This window comes from Streptomyces paromomycinus, assembly GCF_003865155.1.
GTDB lineage: Bacteria > Actinomycetota > Actinomycetes > Streptomycetales > Streptomycetaceae > Streptomyces > Streptomyces chrestomyceticus.
The window spans coordinates 224,104-245,512 of record NZ_BHZD01000001.1 but is presented as its reverse complement, the minus strand read 5'-3'; the positions used below and the strand labels follow the sequence as shown (position 1 = coordinate 245,512).

Here is a 21,409-nt window from a genome sequence, read left to right as displayed (position 1 = left end):
GTGCCCCCGTCCGGTGTCCTCACGAGATGCCGAATTCACGGTGGATGAGACCGGCGACCTCGTCGTCGGTGGCCGTCTCCCAGTCGATGTCCGGGTCGATGCCCTGGCTGGTTTCCGGTGCGGTGCCTTGGTTGGTTTCCGGGCCGGTGTCCTGGCTGATGTCCGGGCGGCCGGTGGGTGAGCCGTGGCTGAAGAAGCTGTTCCGCCGGGCGGGTTCCTGGCGGGCCAGCGTCCGTAGCCGGGCACGCACCTCGTCGAACCCTTCCGCCGTCTCCCCGGCCTTCCGCAGCAGCGCTCCGATCGCCTCCAGATGGGTCAGGGCACGCGCGGCGGCGGACTCCGCAGCCCCCGGCCCCGCTTCCGTACCGGGCCCGAACAGCTGCGTACGCACATGGGCCGCCAACGACGCGGGGTCCCGCTGCTCGAAGACGACGGTGGTCGGCAGCCGCAGCCCGGTGGCCCGGTTGAGGCGATTGCGCAGTTCGACGGCGGCGAGCGAGTCGAAGCCCTGGTCCCGGAAACTGCGGCCGTCCTCGACCTCGGTGGCGGAAGCACGGCCCTGCGCGGCTGCCGCGCTCTCGCGCACCAGCCTCCGTACCGCCTTCTCCTGTTCCTTGACCGTGGCGGTGCCCAGCCCGTGGAGCGGACCGCCCGACGGCTCGGCGGCCGCGGCCGGACTTTCCGGGGGCAACAGGTCCCGCAGGAGCGGCGACGGGGCCATGGTGCTCCAGTCCGCGTCGACCACGGCGATACGGGTCTCGTCGCGATCCAGCACGGCCTGCAACGCGCGCAGGGCGGGCTCCGGCGCGAGGGAGACCGTGCCCCGGCGGCGCAACTGCTCCTCCACCTCCGGCGCGGCGATCCCGCCGCCCTCCCAGTGGCCCCACGCGATCGCCGTCGCCGGAAGACCCAGCGCCCGGCGGTGCTCGGCGAGCGCGTCGAGAAAGGCGTTGCCCGGCGCGTAGTTGGACTGGCCGGCGAGCGCGCAGACACCCGCGATGGAGGAGAACATGACGAACGCCGACAGCTCCGCGTCCCGCGTCAGCTCGTGCAGATTGACCGCCCCGACCGCCTTGGCCCGCAGCGCCCGCGCGATCTGGTCCCGGGTGAGGTCGCCGAGCAGCGCGTCGTCCAGCTCCGCGGCCGCGTGCACCACCGCGTCGATGCGGTGCCCCGCCAGGACGACGGCCAGCTCGTCGCGGTCGCCGACGTCGCAGGCGGCGACGGTCACCCGCGTACCGGCGGCGGTCAGCTCGGCGACCAGGGCGTCGGCGCCGGGCGCCGCCCGTCCACGCCGCCCGAGCAGCAGCAGATGCTCCGCACCGCGCCCGGCCAGCCATCGTGCCACCTGAGCGCCGAGCGCTCCCGTACCACCGGTCACCACGACGGTCCCCGTCTCCGGACGCCAGTCACGGACCACGGGCGCGTGCGCCAGCGGTGCCCGCCGCAACCGCCGCGCGAGCACGCCGGCGGGCCGTACGGCCAGTTCGTTCTCCTCGCCCCGGGCCGCCACGAGGACGTCCACCAGGCGCAGTACGTCCGCCTCCGTGGGCTCGGGCGGCAGATCCACGACGCCGCCCCACACCCCGCCGCACTCCTGGTCGGCGACCCGGCCGAGGCCCCAGACGAGGGCTCCTGCCGGGTGGGTGACCTGGTCTGTCCGGTCGACGGCGGCCGATCCGGTGGTGATGGACCACAGTTGGGCCACCGCCGTGCCGTTCCGGTCGTCGTGACTGGCTTGTGCTGCCTTTGCCGCCTGTACGGTCTGTGCCGCCTGTACGGTCTGTGCTGCCTGTACGGCCTGGAGGGCCTCGACGGTGCAGGCGAAGCCCGCCGGGGCCTCCGACGCGGACGTGAGCAGCGGGCCGTCGGCGAGCGTCAGGAGGGACAGCACGCCACGTACCGGGTGCGCCAACGCCGCGGTCAGCGCCCGGCGATCCGGGGCCGCCGGGTCGATCCGTACGACCGTGGCATGTCCGGCACGGCGGCTGAACGCGTCGGTCAGCGACGCGACAAGGCCGTCGAGCACCGAACGCCGGGAGCCCGTCGGCACCAGTACCAGCCAGTCACCCGCTCCGGTGCCCGGCGCCGGGACGGTCACGGGGGCCCACTCGATCCGGTGGCGCCATTCGTCCAGCGCGGCTTCGGTCCGCAGTTCGTCGCGCCAGGCGAGCAGCCTGGGCAGGACGAGCCCGAGCGCCTGCCGCTCGTCTTCCGCAAGGCCTTCGCCGCCGCTCTCCTCGGCATCGCGCGCCCGTTCCAGCCGCTCCCAGAACCGCTCGTCCTCGACAGCCCCTTCTCCGCCCTCTTCCGTGATGTCCAGCCAGTGGTGTTGGTGTTGGAAGGGGTAGGTGGGGAGGTTGGTGGGTGGTGTTGGTCGGGGGGTGTGGGTGGGCCAGGTGATGGTGTGGCCGTGGGTGTGGAGGTGGGCGGCTGTGGTGTGGAGGTGGTGGGTGTCGGGGTGGTTGCGGTGGAGGGTGCCGGTGGTGTGGACGGTGGTGTCGTGGTGGGTGGCGGTTTCTTCGATGGCGGGGGTGAGGACGGGGTGGGGGCTGGTTTCGATGTAGGTGTGGTGGCCTGCTTGGAGGAGGTGGGTGACGGCGGTGTGGAACTGTACGGGTTCGCGGAGGTTGCGGTACCAGTACTCCGCGTCCAGTTCCTCGGGCTCTGCCCAGCGCCCGAGCAGGGTCGAGAAGAAGGGAATCCTTGCCTCCCGGGTCCGGACCGTGCCCAGGGCCGCGACCAGCTCTTCCCGGATGGTCTCGATCTGGGGGGAGTGGGAGGCGTAGTCGACCGGGAGGAGGCGGGTGCGGGCGTGGTGGGTGTTGGTGGCGTGGGCGAGGGCTTGGTGGATCTGGTCGGTGGGGCCGGAGATGACGGTGGTGGTGGGGCTGTTGAGGGCGGCGATGGTGGTGTCGGGGGGCAGGAGTTCTCGCACGGTGTGAGGCGGGAGGTTGATGGAGGCCATGGCGCCGTGGCTGGTGAGGGGGAGGAGGGCTTGGGCGCGGAGGGTGCTGATGCGGGCGGCGTCGGTGAGGGTGAGGGCGCCGGCGATGTGGGCGGCGGCGATTTCGCCCTGGGAGTGGCCGGTGACGGCGGTGGGGTGGATGCCGAGGTGCTGCCAGGTGCGGGCGAGCGCGACGTACACGGCGAACAGGGCAGGTTGCACCACGTCGACGCGGTCGAGGGCGGGAGTGCCGGGGGTACGCCGTAGGACATCGGTCAGCGACCAGTCGACCCAGGGGGCGAGGGCGTCCTCGCACTGGCCGATCCAGTGGGCGTAGGTGAGGTCGCTGTCCAGGAGTCCGGCGGTCATGCCGGGGTACTGGCTGCCCTGACCTGGGAAGACGAAGACCGGTCCGGCCCCGGTGGGCCGGGCGGTGCCCTGGACGAGGGCGGGATGCTGCTGGTGTGTCGCCAGCGCGGTGAGGGCGGCTTCCCGTTCGTCCGGACTGGTGGCGGTCAGGACGGCGCGGTGGGGGAAGGTGGTGGTGCGGGTGGTGGCCAGGGCGTGGGAGATGGCCTGCGGGGAATCCTCGGGGTGCTCGGTGACGTGGGTCAGCAGACGTCGGGCCTGAGCGGCCAGGGCGGACTCCGACTTGGCCGACAGCACCCAAGGCATGTCCGAGGGGAGGCCCGAGGGGAGGTCCCCGGCAGCGTCCTGATCTTCGTCGCCGCCCGGTACCGCCGCGCGACCTTGAGGCGGCGCTTCGAGAATGAGATGGGCATTCGTACCGCTGACCCCGAAGGAGGAGACAGCGGCGCGGCGCGGGGCGCCTTCCGTGGACCAGGGGGTGTTCTCGCTGAGCAGGCGCACGGCCCCGGACGCCCAGTCGATGTGCGGGGACGGCTCCTCCGCGTACAGGGTGCGCGGCAGTTCCTCGTGCTGGAGTGCCAGCACCATCTTCAGCACGCCGGTGGCTCCGGCGGCGGCCTGGGTGTGGCCGATGTTGGACTTCACCGAGCCCAGCCACAGCGGCCGTCCGCCTTCACCCTCGCCCTTGCGGTCGCGCCCGTACGTCGCCAGCAGCGCGTTCGCCTCGATCGGGTCGCCGAGACCGGTGCCGGTGCCGTGGGCCTCCACCGCGTCGACGTCCGAAGCGGTCAGCCCGGCATCGCGCAGCGCCTCACGGATGACCTTCTGCTGGGCGGGGCCGCTGGGTGCGGTGAGGCCGTTGGAGGCGCCGTCCTGGTTGACGGCGGAGCCGCGGATGACCGCCAGGACGCGGTGGCCGTTGCGTTCGGCGTCGGACAGGCGCTCGACCGCGAGGACGGTGACCCCTTCGGAGAACGCGGTCCCGTCGGCCTCCGCGCCGAATGCCTTGCAACGCCCGTCCGGCGCCAGCCCGCGCTGGCGGCTGAACTCGACGAAGGTCGCCGGAGTGGCCATGACGGTGGCGCCGCCGGCCAGGGCGAGGTCGCATTCGCCCAGGCGTAGGGACCGTACGGCCAGGTGCAGGGCGACCAGCGAGGACGAGCATGCCGTGTCGACCGTCAGCGCCGGGCCCTCCAGCCCGAGCGTGTACGCGATCCGCCCCGACGCCACACTCCCCGAAGCCCCGATGCCGAGCAGGCCCTCGACGTCCCGAGCCTTCGTCTTCGACACTCGGCCGTGCGACGGCTGCCCGTAATCGTGGTACATCAGCCCGGTGAAGACGCCGGTGCGGCTGCCGCGCAGCGACTCCGGGTCCAGCCCGGCACGTTCCACGGCTTCCCAGGAGACTTCCAACAACAGGCGCTGCTGCGGGTCCGTCGCCAGCGCTTCCCGGGGGCCGATGCCGAAGAAGTCCGCGTCGAACAGCCCCGCGTCGTGCAGGAACCCGCCTTCCCGGACGTACGACGTGCCGGGGTGGTCGGGGTCCGGGTCGTACAGTGCGGCCAGGTCCCAGCCACGGTCGGTCGGGAACCCGGAGATGGCGTCCTGCCCGTCCCGTACGAGCTGCCACAGTTCCTCGGGCGACGTCACTCCGCCCGGCAGACGGCAGCCCATCCCGACGATGGCGACCGGTTCCGTCGCCGAGGCGCCTGCCCCGTGCGGCGTGTCTTCGGGAGTGGCGCGGCCGGAGAGGCGTGCTTCGAGGTGCGCGGCCACGGCGTACGGGGTCGGGTGGTCGAAGGCCAGCGACGAGGCCAGGCTGAGCCCGGTGGCGGTGGCCAGGCGGTTGCGCAGTTCGACCGCGCCCCTCGACGTCAGTCCGGCGTCGCGGAAGGCCCGCTGCGGGTCGAACGCCGTGGCGCCGGGCCCGTCCAGCACCTCCGCGCACGTCTCCACCACGAGATTCAGCAGACGACCCGCATGGCGCGGCGCCGCCGCGTCCCCGCCACCGCCCGCCGACGGCTCTTCGGCTGGCGGACGGGCGGCCAGGACGGCTTCCGTACGGCCGAGGGCCAGGTCGAATGCCGCGGTGAGCCCGCGTTTCGACAGCCCGTCGGCCGGCAGGGCGAGGGCGAGTGCGGGCAGCCCGAGCGCCCCCCTATGCCGGGCCAGGGCGGCCGCCGCCACCGGTACGGGTCCGGCGCCGTCTTCCGTCGGGTCGACGGTCACGAAGCTCTGCACGTGTGCGTCGGCGGCGAAGCGGTGCAGCGCGAGCAAAGTGCCGAGACGCACGGCCAGTTCGCCGCCTTCGTCACTGTCCGGGGCGCACGGAGTATCGGCGGTGGTGGTGTCCGGAAGGATGTGCAGCACGCCGGTCACCTGCCGCTCCAGGCGCTTCAACGCGGCGTTGAGCGCCCCGCTCTCCGCGTCCGCCGACACGTCGCGAAGGATCAGCGTCACGTGCGCCCCGAGGCGTTCCAGTTCCGTTCGCAGCGCGGCGAGGTCCGTGCCTGCCGCTCCTGCCGGGCCCTTCGCCTCTGCCGGGCTCTTCGCCCCTGCCGGGCCCTTCGCCCCCGCCGGGTTCTTCGCCCCGACGAGTACGAGTCGGCGGACCCGGTGGGCCGTGACCAGGTGACGGGCGAGCGTGGCCGTCAGCGGCGCGTCGGCGCCCGTCAGAAGCAGGGCATCGTGCGGGCCGAAGGCCGCGCCGGGCCGGGCGGCGACGGGCGCCGCGACGGGGACCGTCAGCGCCCCGTCGTGCCACGTCACCTCCGGCTCGCCCGAGTACAAGGCCGCCGCCAGCAGACCCGGGGAGCAGGCGGGCGCGCCCGGTGGCAGCGCGAGGGCGGTGACCCGCTCGTTCCGGAACGACTGCGTCAGCCCGCGCACGGCAGCGCGTACGAGCGCCGCCCCGGCCGCAGCCGAGACCTCCGGCGCTGCCGCCGCCCCTTCCGGCTCCCGGACCACCACCAGCAGCCGCGCCCGGTCGTTGCGTCGATCGGCCAGCCACTCCCGTACCCGCGCACCGAGCGCCGAGACCTCCCGTGCGGCAGCAGCGAGGTGATCCGCGCCGCCCTCCGGCCTGCCGACAGGATCGGGGACCGGGCCGGGGAAGAGCACGACGGCATCCGGTACGTAGTCGCTTCCGTCCTCGGCCACCGCCGTCAGGTCCGGGTAGCAGCGCACCTCTCCGCCGAACCGCTCCACCGCCGCCCGGGGAAAATCCTCGTACGCGCCCGTCGCCGCCCCGCCCACCACGGCCCACCGCAGCACGCCCGACCGCTCGCCCTCCGCCCCGCGCAGCGTCCGCCGCCCCACGCCGGACACCCGGCGGTGGTGCACGGCGTTGACGGCCCACAGCCGGGCCGGGCAGTTCTGCAGCCGGTGCCGCATGACCTTGCCCGACGCGGCGGTACGCGGCACCTCGGGGACGAGGTACAGCTCCTCGGGCACCTTGGTCGCCGCGAGGCTCTGCCGGCACGCCGCGAAGACGTCCTCCGGCCGCGGCTCCGGGCCGCCCGGCACCGCCCCGGTCACCAGGAACGCCACCGGAACCTCGCCCAGCGACTCGTGCGGCGCGGCGGCCACCGCGGCGTCGGCCACCCCCGGGACGGCGCGCAGTACGTTCTCCACCTCGGTCGGGTGGATGTTCTCGCCACCCCGGATGATCACTTCCTTGATCCGTCCGGTGATGCGGTGGAACCCGGCCTCGTCCCGGCGGGCGAGATCGCCCGTGCGGTACCAGCCGCCGCGCAGCGCCTCCTCGGTCGCCTCCGGGTGCCCGTGGTACCCGGCGAACAGGCTCGGGCCGCGCACCCACACCTCGCCCTCCGCGCCGACCGCCACGTCGGCACCGGAGTCCGGGTCGACCAGCCGCAGCTCCAGGCCGGGCACCGGCAGGCCGCACGAACCTTCCACACGGGCGCCGGTCGGCCGGTTCACGGTCATCAGGCCGCACGTCTCGGTGCTGCCGTAGCCGTCGAGCAGCCGCTGCCCGAACGTCTCCTCGAACGTGCGGTGCAGCGCCGGCGAACTGGCCGCGCCCGCCACGAAGCAGCGCCGCAGCCCCCAGTCGCGGGACGGCAGATCCCGTGCCGCGGCCGTCAGCTGGTGGTACGTGGTGGGCACTCCGGCGAGGAAGGTGTAACGGCGGCGCGTCAGTTCCTGGAGGACGTCTTCGCCGGTGAGGCCGTCCTGGACGTGGGCCGTCGCGCCGACGGCGGTGACGCCGACGACGCACAGCACGTGGGCAAGGCTGTGGAACAGGGGAGTGGGCCACAGCACCTCGTCGTCCCGGGAGAGGCCGAGGACCGGTGCGTAGCAGGCCGCGACCGACCACAGACAGCTCCGCTGGGTCGACAGCACGCCCTTGGGAAGCCCGGTGGTGCCGGAGGTGTAGAGCATCCACGCGACGTCGTCGAGCCCGAGGTCGTCGCGTGCGGGGATGCCGGGGTCGGTGGCGCACAGGGCCTCGAACGACAGGGCGCCGTACCGGGCCGGCGGCTCCGGCCCGGTCACCACCACCCGCAGGTGGGGGCGGGTGGCCTGGAGCGGACGCACCTGGTCGAGATGGGCGGGGTCGGTGATGAGGACCCTGGCTCCGCAGTCGTCCAGGAAGTACGCCAGCTCGCTCTGCGCGGAGAGCGGGTTGAGCGGGACGCCCACCCCGGACGCCCGCGTGATCGCCAGGTAACTCTCCACGTTCTCCACGCAGTTGCCCAGCAGGATCGCCGCCCGGTCGCCCGGCTGGAGGCGGGCCCGCGCCAGATGGCCGGCCAGCCGTGCGGTGCGCCGGTCCAGTTCCGCGTAGGTGGCGGACCGCCGGGCGTCGCGGAAAGCCGTCTTGCCGCCCGCCCGTTCGGCGTGCGCGCGCAGCAATTGCGGCAACGGCGCGATCAATTCGGTCCGGAACACCTTGCCACGTCCTTCACTCGGCCGGGTACGGTGCGTCCCATTTTTGTCCCGGGGGCCGTCCGGCGGCCCCCTGTCATACCCCTACGCCACCCCTAACGTTCGACTGCCGCCGGTGCCCGGCAATGTGCCGCGTAATGCCGGGGTAGCGTGCTGGCGGACATCGCGATGCGCCTTCCCCCTTCGGTTCGTGCAAGCAATGCGAGGACGCACATGACTGACGTCGCTCTTTCTCCCGACACTCTCGATGTGGAATTCCGTGAACGCACTGAGGAAGCCGCTCCGGATTTTCCCGGTGTGCACACGCTCGGTGTCGTCGACCACGGGCCGCGGCCGGCCGGCCCGTCCCTGACCCGCCGCGGAGTGGAACTCACCGTGCCCATGGCGGCCGCCGAGGCGGACGGGTTCGCCGAGGTCTGGACGACCACCCGGCCCGTCCGGACCGGGTGCCACCGAGGCATCCATTACGCGTACGACGGTGAACACCTGTTCTGTGCGGGGCGTGTCCCGGCGGCCCGCAGCTACGCCCGGAGAACGGAGGAGGCGTACACCGCCCTGCTGGAACTGACCGGCGAGCTGGGCTACCACTCGCTGTTTCGCATGTGGAATTTCATCGGGCGCATCAACGAGGACAACGCGGATCGGCTGGAGATCTACCGGGACTTCTGCCTGGGCCGCGCCACAGCCTTCGAGAAATCCCGCTACCCGCTGCGCCGGCTGTCCGCGGCCACGGGAATCGGCGCGCTCGGCGAGGGCATATCCTTCTGCGCGCTCAGCGCGAAGTCGGGAATCTGCACCCCGCTGGAGAATCCCCGGCAGATCGCCGCTTACCACTATCCGAGGCGGTACGGTCCCAAGTCGCCCAGCTTCGCCCGCGCGACGCACGTACGGCACACCGCTGCCGGTACCGGCACCGGTACCGCCGAGGACGCTCCGTCCCAGGACGCCCCGGCCCACGACCACCGGACCCACGACCGCCTGTACGTCTCCGGCACCGCCAGCATCGTCGGCCACGCCTCCGTGCACGCCGGGCGGATCGAGGAACAGGTCCGCACCACGCTCGACAACATCGCGGGCGTCATCGGCGACGCCAACGCGGCCGCCCACGGCCTGGCGCACGGCTACCGGCTGACCGACCTGTACCGGGCCAAGGTCTACGTACGGCACGCCGAACACCTCGACGCCGTACGCCGCCTGTGCGCCGAAGCCTTCGCGCCCGAGGCGGAGATCGCCTTCCTCAACGTCGACATCTGCCGTTCGGACCTGCTGGTCGAGATCGAGGGCATCGCCCGGTGACCGCCGCAGTCCGCCCCGCCGCCGTCCCGCTCCACCGGAGGTGACCCATGCGCCCCGCTCTCTTTCCCGGCACACCGGACGACGCTGCCACGCCGTCCGGCACCCGGACCGACGCCGATGTCGTGATCGTCGGCTGCGGCCCGGTCGGTCTGACCGCCGCCGTCCTGCTCGCCCAGTACGGCTGGCGGGTCCTGGCGGTGGACCGCTACCGCGACCCGTACCCGTTCCCCCGCGTCGTCCACTTCGACGGGGAGACCTCACGCGTGTTCGCCGCCGCCGGCCTCGGCGACGCGCTGCCCGAGATCGGCGACTCGGCCGAGGAGTACGAGTTCCGCAACGCCGAGGGCCGGACCCTGCTGCGCTACGACGCGCCGGACATCCCCGCCGAGTCCGGCTGGCCCCGCTCCACGATGATCCACCAGCCGACCCTGGAGGCCACCCTCACGGCGCGGGCCGCCCGACTGGAGACGCTGCGCGTCGTCCGCGGCGATCCGGTGACCGGCCTGGTGGACCGGGGCGACCACGTACAGGTCACGGTGCCCGGACCCGAACTGGGCGGGGCGCCGCTGACCGCCCGCTGGGTGATCGGCTGCGACGGCGCCAACAGCTTCGTCCGCGACCACCTCGGCGGCGGCGTCACCGACCTCGGGTACGCGGGCGACTGGCTGCTGTGCGACGTGGTGCCGAAGGAACCGCGCAAGTTCACGCCGAAGAACCTGCAGATCTGCGACCCGGCCCGGCCGACCACCGCGGTCGCCGGCGGCCACGGGCACCGCAGGTGGGAGTTCATGCGGATGCCCGGCGAGGACCCGCAGGCCCTCGCCGACATCGACAACGCCTGGCGGCTGCTCGCCCCGTTCGACATCGACCCTGCCAACGCCGACCTGGTCCGGCACATGATGTACACCTTCCGCGCGCGGTGGGCGGACACCTGGCGCCGCGGCCGCCTGCTGCTCGCCGGGGACGCGGCACACCTGATGCCGCCGTTCGCCGGACAGGGCATGTGCTCGGGCATCCGGGACGCGGCCAACCTGGCCTGGAAACTGGACCTGGTGCTCGCCGGCCGGGCCCCGGACGCGGTGCTCGACACCTACCAGAGCGAACGGCTGCCGCACGTCCAGCACATGATCAAGCTGTCCGTCGCGATGGGTGACGTGATCGCCCAGACCGACCCGGAGCAGGCGGCCGCCCGCGACGCGGTGATGCTCGCGAAGGACGCGGACCCCGACGCGCTGATGCCGCGGATGTTCTTCAACCCCATCGACGCCGGACTGGTCCGCACCGGCCCCGACGGGACCGTGGCGGCACCGGCCGGCGCGCTCGTGCCGCAGGGCTGGGTCGCCCGGGGGCACGCGGTGGACCGCTTCGACGAGGTCGTCGGCCGTGGCTTCGTCCTGCTGACCTCCATCGACCCGTACACCGCCCTCGGCGCGGAGGAGGCCGCCTTCCTCAAGCACCTCGGCGGCCGGGTCGTGCGGGTACTGCCGTGCGGTACCTCGCCCGCGCTGGTCGGCCCGCACGCCGTGGTCGACACCGACGACGTCTACCTGCCGTTCCTCGCGGAGACCGGGCAGGCCGGCGTACTCGTCCGCCCGGACTTCTACGCGTACGGCGCCGCCGCCGACGGGCCCGGACTGAACGAGCTGGTACGGGACCTGCGCGACCGGCTCACCGGCTGAACCGGCGCGCGTACGGGCCGGCCCCCTCAGGGACCGGCCCGTACGCGCGGGCGTCGCTCGCGGCTACTTCGTGCCCACCACCATCGAGACCGAGCCCGCCAGGTGCTCGACGCGGGTGTCGCGGAAGCCCGCCTCGGCCAGCCAGGCCCGGCCCTCCGCGCCGGTGTAGTCGGACCCGCCCGGCGTCTCCATCAGCATGTGCAGACTCACCAGCAGCGGCAGCGCGTTGCTGCGCCGGTCGTCGTCGATCAGCGCCTCGCGCACGATCACCGTCCCGCCCGGCGGCAGCGCCTCGTACGCCTTGCGCAGCAGCATCCGCCGGGTGCCCAGGTCCCAGTCGTGCAGGATATGGCCGAAAGAGATCACGTCGGCGTGCGGCAGCGGGTCCGTGAAGAAGTCCCCCTCCCGGAAGACCAGCCGGTCCGCCAGTCCGGCCTTGCCGGCCTCCTCGGCGAAGTGCGGGCCGACCCGCGGCAGGTCGAACCCGACACCCGTCAGGTGCGGGTGCCGCTCCAGCACCCGGACCAGGAACGCGCCCTCCGAACACCCGATGTCGGCGACGGTCCTGCGGCCGGACCAGTCGAACCGCTCGGCCAGCGCCAGACTCGCGCCGAGGGAGATGCCCGACTGCATCCGCTGGAAGCGGTGCAGCCGCTCCGGATCGGCGTAGAGCGCGTCGAACGGGTCCGTCTCGGCGTCCTTCGCGTTGTTCTGCGGAATCCCGGTGCGCAGCGCCTCGGTGAGCGACTGCCAGGCCGGATACCACTCGTCGTTGGCGAACTCGAAGAAGTGGCCCAGGTAGCTCTCCGGCCGGGCCCGGTCCAAGTGGCGCTCGCTGACCGGGGTGTTGCGGTAGACCCCGTCCGCCCGCTCCAGCAGCCCGAGGGCCACCAGCGCGTCGAAGAAGTCCGCGGCGCCCCGCCCGTGCAGCCCCAGCCGCGCGACGAGCCGGTCCCGGGACGCCGGGCCGCCCGCCGCCAGCTCGGTGAACAGCCCCAGCTCGACCGCGGCGAAGAGCGCCTTCGAGGCCCAGAAGCCCATCCCGAGCCTGATCAGCCGCTCCAGATCGGCCTCGTCGGGGGCGTGCTGCCCCGCTTCTGCGCCGGCGCCGCGACCAGCACCGGCCACCGGGCCGTCACTGCCCGCCGAGCCGTCACCGTACCGCGTGAAATCCCGTACCGAACCCATCCCGCTTCCTCCTCCGGCGGTCCCCGGACCGGCCGGGCGGCCGGCCGTGTTCATGCGGTCGTGGCGGTGAACAGCGCCACGCAACCGCGTACGTCCAGGTCGAAGTCGGCGAAGGTGCTGCCGAGCACCTTCGCCAGATCACTGAGGCTGTCGGCGGAGTTGTGGAAGATCCCCCGCTCGTTGAGTCTGCGCATCCGGCGCCGCGCGTACGGGGTGCGCGGCACACCGGCCGCGAGCACCGTGGAGCCCACCACCGTGCCGCCGGGCCGCGCGGCCGCCGCCGCGTTCTCCAGCACCGCCCGCTTCGCGTGCAGATCGCCGGGCACGCAGTGCAGCACCAGATTGACCGCCACCGAGTCGAACACGCCGGCCGGCACGCCCGCCCGTTCCAGCGGCTGGAGGGCGTCGGCCCGGACGGCCCGCGGCTCGTACCGGGCCAGCCGTTCCGACGCGAACTCCAGCGTGTACGGGTTCAGATCGAGCAGCGTGAGGTCCGGCTCGGCCACCGGGAACCGCGCCCGGTCCGGGCACTCGCCGGACCCCACGCCGATCTCCAGGTGTTTCGCGCCGACGGCGGCCTGGTAGCGGCGCAGGATCTCGTCGTGGTGACAACGCCACACCCACCGGGTGTTGGCGTGCAGGATCACGTCGTACTTCCGGAGCGCCTTTCTGGTGTACATGGCCGCGCCGTCGGCGACGTCGGCCGGTGTGCTGCCTGTGCCGCCCGCGGACGGCGCGGCGGTCTCGGGAACGGAACTGGACACGGAACCCCTCTCGGCTGGGCGGACACGCTGGTTGACTAGCGGACGGCGGGGGAGGGCCCGGGAACGGCGTGGACGACGGAGAAGCCCCCGGACCCGGGCACCTCGTCGATCCCGGTCAGCGCGAAGCCGCTCGCTTCCAGGAGGGCGCCGTACTCCGCGCCGGTCCGCTCCCGGCCGCCCAGATTCACCAGCATCGTCAGGTCGTTGAGGTGGGACGGCACCCACTGCCCGGGTGCCGCCACGTCGGGCAGCACCTGCGCCACGATCATCAGCCGGCCCTGCGGAGCGATCGCCTCCCGGCAGCGCGTCAGAATGCGCGCGCAGTCCGGCGTCTCCCAGTCGTGCAGGATGTTCTTCAGCACGTACAGGTCGCCCGCCGCCGGTACGCCCGCGAAGAAGTCGCCGGTACGGATCTCGGCCCGCTCCGCGACCCCGGCCGCACCGAGTGTCGCCGCGGCGGCGGCAACGCCCTCCGCCGTGTCGAACACCACGCCCCGCACGTCCGGATGGGCCCGCAGCACACCGGCCAGCAGCGTGCCGTCGCCGCCCCCGATGTCCACCACCGTGCGGAACGGCGTGAAGTCGACGTGCCCGACGAGGGCGGGTACGACGGTCCGGCTGGCCTGTCCCATCGCGTCGTTGAACTCCGCGTACGCCCCGGCGTCGCGCCGCAGGTGGTCGAAGAGACCGGCGCCCAGGAAGTGCGGCAGCGCGGGCTCCCCGGTGCGCACGCTGTGCACCATGCCCCGGGACCCCTGCCACAGGGTCTCGTCACCGAACACCTTCGCCGCGGCCCGGTAGGAGCCCGGGACGTCCGAGCGGAGCAACGCGCCGACCTCGGTAAGCGCGAAACGGTCCGGGCTCTCCTCGGTCACCAGGCCCAGCGCCGCCAGGGCGCGCAGCAGACGACGGGTGGCGTCCGGGTCCGTACCGGCCCGGTCCGCCACCTCCGCGCCGCTCAGCGGGGAGCCGGCCAGGTGGTCGGCGACACCGAGGGCGGCGGCCGCGGTCACCGCGGCGGACGCCGTGCTGCCCCACACCAGGCCCATCAAGACCTCGGCGGGCGTGCGGCCCGCGCCGTTCCGGGCCGGCTCCGCGGCTGTTTCCCCTGAGTTCAGCACTGTCGCTCCTGTCGACGTGACCACCGGTCCGAAGCTACTGACCGGGCCGCGCCCCCCAGTACCCCTACAGAGCGGTGCACCCCCTGTCTTGCCCCGCCGGGCCCCCTACGCCCGGCGGGGCCCGGCCTCACAGGTCGGTGGGCAGCTCGTCCCGCCTGCGGATCGACAGTTTGCGGTACACCTTCGTCAGGTGCTGCTCGACCGTGCTGCCGGTGATGTACAGGCGCTGCGCGATCTCCCGGTTGGTGTAGCCGTCGGCGGCCAGGGACGCCACCCGCCGCTCGCCGGGCGTCAGTGCCGCGGCATCCGGAGGGACGGCCACCGGCACCGCGTCCTTCGGCCGGGCGCCGGGCAGCAGCGACTCGGCCAGCGGCCCGGCCCCGCACGCCCGGGCCAGCTGCAGCGCCTTGCGCGCCAGCACCCACGCCCTGCGGTGCTCACGCAGTTCGGACTCCACCCGGCTCAGGTCGGCCAGCGTGTACGCGGCCTCCAGCCGGTCACCGCACGCCTGGAGAATTTCCGCCGACTCCTGGAGCATCGTCCGGCGCTGCCGTACGGGACTGGCCGCGGCGAGCAGCCGCAGCGCCGCGCCCCGGGTGCGCGAGCCGTCCGTCCCCAACCGTGTCATCTGGTCGTTGACCAGGCGCCTGGCCCGCTCCGTACGGCCCTTGTCGTGCCACGCCCGTGCGGCGCCCAGCCGCCACGGGAACAGGCCGGGGGAGTCGATGCCCCACTCGCACATCAGGTCGCCGCAGAACTGGAAGTCCGTCAGCGCGGCGTCCGGCCGCCCGGTGGCCAGGGCGTGCCCGCCCCGCGCGTACAGGTAGTGCAGCCCGTACCGGGACCGGAACATCGCGTCCGGCACCGGCTGCGCCAGCTGTCCCGCCGCTGCCGGGAAGTCGCCCATGCCGGTCTGCGCCGCCACCAGGCAGCTCAGCGGCAGACCGACCGCCACGCCCCAACTGGCCTGCGGAATCAGCTTCAGCGCCTCCCGGGCCCGTTCGGCGGCGGCCGGCAGATCGCCCTGCCGCAGCGCCGCCTCGGCCGCCGTCCAGCTGAGCAGCGCCAGCCACGTACGGCCCTGACTGTCGCCGCTGGAGTCCAGCAGCCGCTCGCTCCACCGCGCCGCGCGCTCGGCCCGGCCCGCGTACAGCAGCGTCTCCAGCGCCAGGACGGCGACCCGGAAGACCTCCCGTTCCCGGCCGGCCGGATACACCGTCTCCAGCAGCTGGTCGGCGTCCGCCACCGCCGCGTCGTGGCCGCCCGGCTTCAGTACGTCGACCAGGGCCCCGGCCGCCCGCAGCGGCCGGTCCATCCGGCCGAGCAGCGGACCGCTGTCCCGGCGCCGGCCCACCGGCGTCTGCGGCACCGTCCGGAGCAGGGACGGGTAGACGGAGGCGGCCCACAGGTGCGTGAACTGCCGCTCGGCGGCCTCACTCGGGCAGACCGCGCCCGTGTCGAGGCGCAACCGGTCGAGCAGTTCCTCCGCGATGCCCGGAGCGCCGTGCCAGACCGCCTGCTTGACCAGCGGCGTCAGCGCCTCCTCGGCGACACCGCCCTGCCGGACCTGACCGATCAGGTCCTTCAGGTGTCGCTGCGACAGCTCGGGATCGCGGCACCATTCGGCCTGCACCATCTTGATCCGCGACGTCGTCCGCCGGACGGTGTCGACGGCCGAAAGGTGGGCGTGCCGCAGGCAGTTCACCGCATGGTCGATGTCGTCGTCGGCCATGGCCGCCTCCGCTGCGGACTCCAGCACCTGGCAGGCCCAGGGCGCGCCCACCTCACCGCAGCGCAGCAGGTGCCGGGCGACCTCGGCCGGACGGGCACCGCGCCGGTGCAGCAGTTCCGCCACCCGTAGCCGCAGCGCGCGGTGCCGTTCGTAGGGCACCGAGGCCAGTACGGCGGAACGGGCGCCCGGGTGGCGGAAGCGGAAATTCTCGATGACGCCGCTCGTGCTCAGGGCCGTGACGGCCTGCCCGACGGACTCCGGGGTCATCCGGGTGACCTCGCCGATCAGCTGCGCCGTGGCCGGCGTGTCGATCAGGGCCAGCGCCCGCGCGACATCCGCCGCGCCCGGACCGCAACGGTCCAGGCAGGTCAGTACGGCATCGTGGAAACGGGTGCCGGCACAGGCCTCTCCGGAGCCGGTCCCGCCCGCACCGTCGTCCCCGCCCCCGCTCCCGGCCGCTTCCCCGCACGCGCACCCGTCGTCGCCACCGCTGTCGTCGAGCAAGGCGTGCACCAGCAGCGGGTTTCCACCGGTGAGGAGCTTCAACCGAGGAGCCAGCCGCCGCGCCTGGACAGCACCGACACGGTGGGTGGCCAGCGTCCGGATGCCGTCCACGGACAGCGGACCGATGCGCAGCCGGGTGCAGCGCCGGTGCGGGAGCAACGCGGAACTGACCGAAGGAACGCCCGGGACCGGCTGCTCCGGCTCGGAGACGACGATCATGACCGGCGCCCGCTCCAGCCTGCGTACGGCGTACAGCAGGCAGTCGAGGGACTCCCGGTCGCCGTGCTGGACATCGTCGACGACCAGGACGACCGGTGCCGTACGGGCGAGCCGCGCCACCGTACGGTGCACTTCGCGGGCGGCGTCGGCACCAAAAGCGCCGGCCGGCTGCGCGGACGGTGCGTGGTCCAGTGCGCCGTCCGCCAGCCGCAACCCCGGCAGCAACTGGTTGACCAGCTCGAACGGCAGCCGGCTCTCGGCGGGGGAGCCCGCCGAGGTGAGGACCGAGGCACCGGCTGCCACGGCCTCCTCGGCGAACGCCCGGAGCAGGGCGGACCGGCCCGACGCCGCGGGCCCGGTCACCAGGACGGTCTGGCCCCGTCTGCGGGACAGGGAGCCGAGGAGGTCGCGCAGGGTGGCGAGAGCGGGTTCCCGCTCCACCAGTTCCGGGCCCGTGCCCTGCATCTGAACAGCGTGTCCGATCAGCACTTTTCCCATCCTCCCCCGTCGTACGAGCAGGCGTCGCCGACATGGTTGCCGGTTGCCGGGCCACAAGGTGGCGCTGCCCCCGTGCGACCGTCCTTCCAGAAGCGCCCGACTCTCCCGGACAGCAGCCGGACCGTCCGTGCCGAATGCGGACCGGTCCGGCACCGACCGCGTGGCCCGGCCCGACGAGCCCGGCCACCCATGGCCGGTGCGCTCGTCGGCCGGACTGGCGGCGGCTGCCGATGTGCCGCGGCAGAGCACGTCTGCCGCCGCGTCCCCCCGTGAGCCGACTGGTGCCCTGCTGGGCACCGCACTGTGGAATACGTGCTTCAGGACCGGCCGGTTCAGTCCGGTCGGGGACGAGTGTGGAGGGGCGCCCCTTTTTGGACATTCGCCGGAAGGGGGAAACCTGGCTGCCGCTTCTCTCGTCCGGGTCGCCCCGGGACCACTCGGCAACGGCGCCGACACGGCCGCTCACCGGCTGAACGACCCGCCCACGCAACCTAGAACGGCCATTCTGCGACGGTAAGAATGCCCGTTCTAGGAACGCCGGTTCTGGGCTGTCCTGCCCGGCACGCCGATGCGGGGCGCCAAAGCATGAAGCGAAGGAGACGCTGTGCGGCTGCGACCTCTGGGATGGGCCGGCGCCGAACTCGAACACGCCGGCCGTACGCTGGTCATCGACCTCATCGAGGACGCCTCGCCGCTGTACTCGGACGAGAAGTTCCCCGCGGCCTCCCGGTTGGGGGGAGGCGGTGGCGGCGTTGGTGACGCACCTGCACACCGACCACACCGACCACGCCGACCCGGTGGCGATCCGCAAGGCGCTCGCCCCCGTCAACGGGCCGGTGGTGGAACTCCCGCACCTCCAGCCGCCGAGCCCCTTCAACGCCGCCACGCTGCCGGAGGAGGCAGCGGTCGCAGCCCATATCCTGGGCGCCCGCATCGCGGTTCCCCTTCACTACGGCACGTTGAACAAGGCTCCGATCTACGTCGAGACCCCGCGGGCGGTCGAACGTTTCGAGCAGCGTGCGAGGGAACTCGGCATCGCGCCCCTGGTCGTTCCGTACGGCGAGTGGTTCGAACCGTCGGTCGCGCCAGTACGCTAGAACCAACGTTCTAGCGTACTGGCGCAAGAGGAAACCCCGGGTTGGCCGCGGTGGACGGTGACGGGCGGAGGCGCGTACTGGAGGCCGCCGAAGAGCTCTTCTGCGATTACGGCAGCCACGCGGTGCGGATGACCCAGGTACGGGACCAGGCCGGGGTGTCGCTCGCGCGGCTGTACAAGCTCTACCCTTCCAAGCACCAGCTCATGGCCGCCTACTTGCGGGCGCACGGGCAGCGACTGCGCGCGGGCCTGTCCGAGTCCGTCGAGCGGTGCGCCCCGGCCCCCGCCGGCTCACGGACGCGCCTGCTCGCGGCGTTCGACCACATGCAGAAAACCGTCACCGCACCAGGGTTCCGTGGCTGCGCCTTCGTCAACGCCCGGGCCGAACTGGGCGGCCCCGGTCACGAGCGCCACCCACTCGTGGCCGAAGCCGTCCAGGAGCACAAGACCCTGCTCCGCTCCTACTTGACCGGACTCGCCGGGGACTTCACCGACGCACGCGGCGTCGGCGAGCAGCTCCACATCCTGATCGAGGGAGCCATGGTGACGTCCTCGATCCTGGGCGCGGACGCCGCCCGCCCGGCCCGCGACGTCGCCTGCGCCGCACTCAGCGTGGCCGACGGCGCGCGCGAGGGGTGAGACGCGACCCTTCGCCCGCAACCCCTTGCCCCAGTCGCCGGGTTGGTGTGACGGGAAGGCCGGCGGAACGCCTTTCGGGGGTGCTGCTCAGAACCCATCCCGGCACCTTTGATGCGCAGGTTTCGAGGCGGGTTGTGTGGGCGGTGTTGTCCTTTGGGCTGGCGGGTTCCGTCGGCTGTGGCGGCGTGTAGGCGGCCGGGGCCCGGCCCGAGGTGGGTGGGGTCCCGGCCGCTGTGGCGCTGCCAGGTCAGATGCCCTTGCCGAGAATGCCGATGAAGGGGGCGATGCGGGGGCCGGCGCTCCCGTCATAGAATTGCTGGTAGCTGCGGTATACGCGCCCGTCGATGCGCACCGGAGTGGCGGAGCGTCCCTGGAGGGTCCGGTGGGCCAGCACGGACAGAGGGTCCCAGGCGTTCTGGAGGTCGGTGCCGAAAGCGCCGAGGTGCGCCGGGTGGTCGGGGTCGGTCGGGTCATAGCCTTGCACGATGACGTGGCCGATGCGGTCCTCGATCCACATATAGCGGGTGGCCTCGGCTGTGGCGCCGATGAAGAAGGCGAGCGCCCGACCCACATCTTGGGCGTTCATGTTGTGCTCGTTGGCGGATTCCAGGGTCGACAGGTGGTACAGGAAGTTGTTCGACGTGTAGGGCTGGTTCCCCCGCCACTCGGCCGGAGCGTGCAGCGTGGCGTAGCGCCCGGTGGAACGCATCACGTTGACCAAGGGAGGATTCCCGCCGAAGCGGCCAGCGAGGCTCTGCGACAGGTGACTGAAAGAGGCGTCGTTGAAGCGGAAGTGTTCGCCGTGGGAGCTGAAGCCCATCAGGTAGAGGTTGTCGACGTTGAAGTACAGCGCAACGTTGGCCCGGCCGAGGGGGTTCCAGAGCAAGATCCGGATGACGCGCAGGGAGGGGTTGTTTGCCCGTCTTGTCGTGTCCCAGAAGTAAGGGTTGCCTTGAGCGCCTTCCATCGGCTGGCTGCTGAGGGTGCGCAGCCCGCGCACCAGGCTTTGGTACTGCGACCCCTGCCGGGCGGCGTCCATGGTGCCGCGCTCGTCTTGGTAGCCCGCCATGCGCCAGTCCAAGTCGGACCACAGGTTATTGGTGTTCGCGTAGGCGTGCGGTGCGGCCAGGCCCTGCAGCGCCCCCAGGGCGGGGAGTGCCAGCGCCGCAGCGCCGATCCTCGTGAAGGACCGTCGGGACAGCTCTCGTTCGCTCATGAACGCTTCTCTCTGAGTCGTGGAACGGAGGCGGCAGTGCGAAGCGGCACCTCAGAACCGGCGCTTCCTCCTGGTGACAGGTATCTGCGGTGCGCCGGTCACGCTGCTTTGCACCCGGCGGGCGAGCTGAAGGCCTGTCAGCGACGCGCGTACTCGAGGACGGTTCTGCCTGCCGTGTCCTTGAGTCAACTAGGCCCGGCCGGGGCGCACCAGGCATTTCCACCGGCAGAAGTAGCAGCCGGGCTACTTCTGCCGGTCACGTTCCGCAGGTGATGCTGAGGGCCAGCCTCCGATTCCCTGAGAACCCATCTCGCAACCGCTGCTTCGGAGGTTCCGAGACGGGTGGTCAGCGCACGAGGATGACGGAGTTGACCGGCGTCATGGTGTACGGCGCCGACCCGCCCACCCCGCGCAGATACAGACAGCCCCGGACGGACAGGGCGTCGCCGCATGAGCGCTGGGCGCCATGGTGAGCCCGAGGGCCCCACGGCGAGCGTCAGGCTCGCGACAGATACGGATGCCGCCCCGGCCAGACACCCGTCACCACCACCCCCGGCCGCCGCTCACCCCGTCGCGGCAGGCCCCGGCGGCAGATGCACCGTCATGACCAGGTGACAGGTCTCATCCCCCGCACCCCGGTAGCCATGGGGCTTGTCGCCGTCGAAGGTGGCGGTCCGGCCGGCTTCGACGGTGTGCTCGGTGCCGTCGACGACCAGGACCATCCGGCCGGCGGTGACGCTGACGGTTTCCACGACTCCGGCCTGGTGGGGGTGGCTGGGGTACTCCTCGCCCGGCTCCAGCCGCCAGCGCCAGATCTCGGTGGGGGCCGGGCCCGAGGTCGTCAGCATGAGCCGGGCCTCGCTGCCCCGCGCTCCGGTCCACAGCGGTGCCACGGCGTCGGCGTCCACGATGCGTACGCGCCCTTCGGGCGACCCCTGCAGCAGGGCGGAGACGGAGACGCCCAGGGTGTCGGCCAGCCGGACCAGGGTCGAGAAATTGGGGTTGCCCTGGGCTCTCTCCAGCCCCACCAGCGCCCCCTTGCTGACCTGGGCGCGCCGGCTCAGTTCCTCCAGGGACAGGCCAGCACGGGCGCGGGCCGCCTTGACGTTCTGCGCGAGCGTCCGCAGTGCTGCGGCCGTCTCGGCCATCTGATCACCTTCCACGGCTGGTAGCTGGACAGCGGTGCAATCGAATGCACCGTTCGGTCGTTCGGTTGACGCCGACCGGTCA

The 21,409-nt window shown here is 72.8% G+C and carries 11 protein-coding genes; 4 read left to right on the top strand and 7 right to left on the bottom strand.

Features of this window, described 5'->3' with window-relative positions; all coding sequences use genetic code 11:
* Positions 1–19: 19 nt before the first annotated feature.
* A complete protein-coding gene (locus tag OEIGOIKO_RS00920; RefSeq protein ID WP_125050872.1) occupies positions 20–8,230 on the bottom strand; it encodes a type I polyketide synthase in 8,211 nt (2,736 codons plus the stop codon).
* A 210-nt stretch (positions 8,231–8,440) separates the two neighbouring features.
* Here OEIGOIKO_RS00920 and OEIGOIKO_RS00915 point away from each other — a divergent pair, with 210 nt between their 5' ends.
* Positions 8,441–9,523 carry an FkbO/Hyg5 family chorismatase gene (locus OEIGOIKO_RS00915; protein ID WP_170251460.1) on the top strand — a complete coding sequence of 361 codons (1,083 nt, stop codon included), beginning with the start codon at positions 8,441–8,443 and terminating at the stop codon, positions 9,521–9,523.
* A 47-nt stretch (positions 9,524–9,570) separates the two neighbouring features.
* The gene (gene mhpA / locus OEIGOIKO_RS00910; RefSeq protein WP_125050868.1) at positions 9,571–11,202 is read left to right on the top strand and encodes a bifunctional 3-(3-hydroxy-phenyl)propionate/3-hydroxycinnamic acid hydroxylase MhpA; all 1,632 of its coding nucleotides are present in this window, start codon (positions 9,571–9,573) and stop codon (positions 11,200–11,202) included.
* A 63-nt stretch (positions 11,203–11,265) separates the two neighbouring features.
* Here the strand turns inward: mhpA and OEIGOIKO_RS00905 are convergent, their stop codons facing one another.
* The 4 genes from OEIGOIKO_RS00905 to OEIGOIKO_RS00890 form a co-directional block, all read right to left on the bottom strand.
* Positions 11,266–12,390 (bottom strand): methyltransferase, encoded by a 1,125-nt coding sequence (locus OEIGOIKO_RS00905; RefSeq protein ID WP_125050866.1) that lies wholly within the window; start codon positions 12,388–12,390, stop codon positions 11,266–11,268.
* Positions 12,391–12,440: 50 nt separating this feature from the next.
* Positions 12,441–13,154 carry a class I SAM-dependent methyltransferase gene (locus OEIGOIKO_RS00900; protein ID WP_125050864.1) on the bottom strand — a complete coding sequence of 238 codons (714 nt, stop codon included), beginning with the start codon at positions 13,152–13,154 and terminating at the stop codon, positions 12,441–12,443.
* 35 nt (positions 13,155–13,189) lie between these two features.
* Positions 13,190–14,275, bottom strand: coding sequence for a methyltransferase (locus OEIGOIKO_RS00895; protein WP_125050862.1), 1,086 nt, complete (start codon positions 14,273–14,275; stop codon positions 13,190–13,192).
* Between the two features lie 127 nt (positions 14,276–14,402).
* On the bottom strand, positions 14,403–17,195 hold the full coding sequence (locus OEIGOIKO_RS00890; RefSeq protein ID WP_170251458.1) for a helix-turn-helix transcriptional regulator: 2,793 nt from the start codon (positions 17,193–17,195) through the stop codon (positions 14,403–14,405).
* Positions 17,196–17,983: 788 nt separating this feature from the next.
* Here OEIGOIKO_RS00890 and OEIGOIKO_RS00885 point away from each other — a divergent pair.
* Both OEIGOIKO_RS00885 and OEIGOIKO_RS00880 read left to right on the top strand, forming a co-directional pair.
* Positions 17,984–18,325: an MBL fold metallo-hydrolase gene (locus OEIGOIKO_RS00885; protein ID WP_148112425.1), complete on the top strand. Its 342-nt coding sequence runs from the start codon at positions 17,984–17,986 to the stop codon at positions 18,323–18,325.
* A 50-nt stretch (positions 18,326–18,375) separates the two neighbouring features.
* The gene (locus OEIGOIKO_RS00880; RefSeq protein ID WP_246177934.1) at positions 18,376–18,963 is read left to right on the top strand and encodes a TetR/AcrR family transcriptional regulator; all 588 of its coding nucleotides are present in this window, start codon (positions 18,376–18,378) and stop codon (positions 18,961–18,963) included.
* A gap of 247 nt (positions 18,964–19,210) precedes the next feature.
* Here the strand turns inward: OEIGOIKO_RS00880 and OEIGOIKO_RS00875 are convergent, their stop codons facing one another.
* Both OEIGOIKO_RS00875 and OEIGOIKO_RS00870 read right to left on the bottom strand, forming a co-directional pair.
* On the bottom strand, positions 19,211–20,179 hold the full coding sequence (locus tag OEIGOIKO_RS00875; RefSeq protein WP_125050854.1) for a ribosome-inactivating family protein: 969 nt from the start codon (positions 20,177–20,179) through the stop codon (positions 19,211–19,213).
* A gap of 563 nt (positions 20,180–20,742) precedes the next feature.
* Entirely contained in the window at positions 20,743–21,327 is a 585-nt protein-coding gene (locus tag OEIGOIKO_RS00870; RefSeq protein WP_125050852.1) for a helix-turn-helix domain-containing protein, read from the bottom strand.
* Positions 21,328–21,409: the final 82 nt, after the last annotated feature.

Coding starts and splice junctions, on each gene's coding strand:
- OEIGOIKO_RS00905 (WP_125050866.1), bottom strand. CDS start 12,390: ATGGGTTCGGTACGGGATTTCACGCGGTACGGTGACGGCTCGGCGGGC.
- OEIGOIKO_RS00915 (WP_170251460.1), top strand. CDS start 8,441: ATGACTGACGTCGCTCTTTCTCCCGACACTCTCGATGTGGAATTCCGT.
- OEIGOIKO_RS00875 (WP_125050854.1), bottom strand. CDS start 20,179: ATGAGCGAACGAGAGCTGTCCCGACGGTCCTTCACGAGGATCGGCGCT.
- OEIGOIKO_RS00890 (WP_170251458.1), bottom strand. CDS start 17,195: ATGCAGGGCACGGGCCCGGAACTGGTGGAGCGGGAACCCGCTCTCGCC.
- mhpA (WP_125050868.1), top strand. CDS start 9,571: ATGCGCCCCGCTCTCTTTCCCGGCACACCGGACGACGCTGCCACGCCG.
- OEIGOIKO_RS00870 (WP_125050852.1), bottom strand. CDS start 21,327: ATGGCCGAGACGGCCGCAGCACTGCGGACGCTCGCGCAGAACGTCAAG.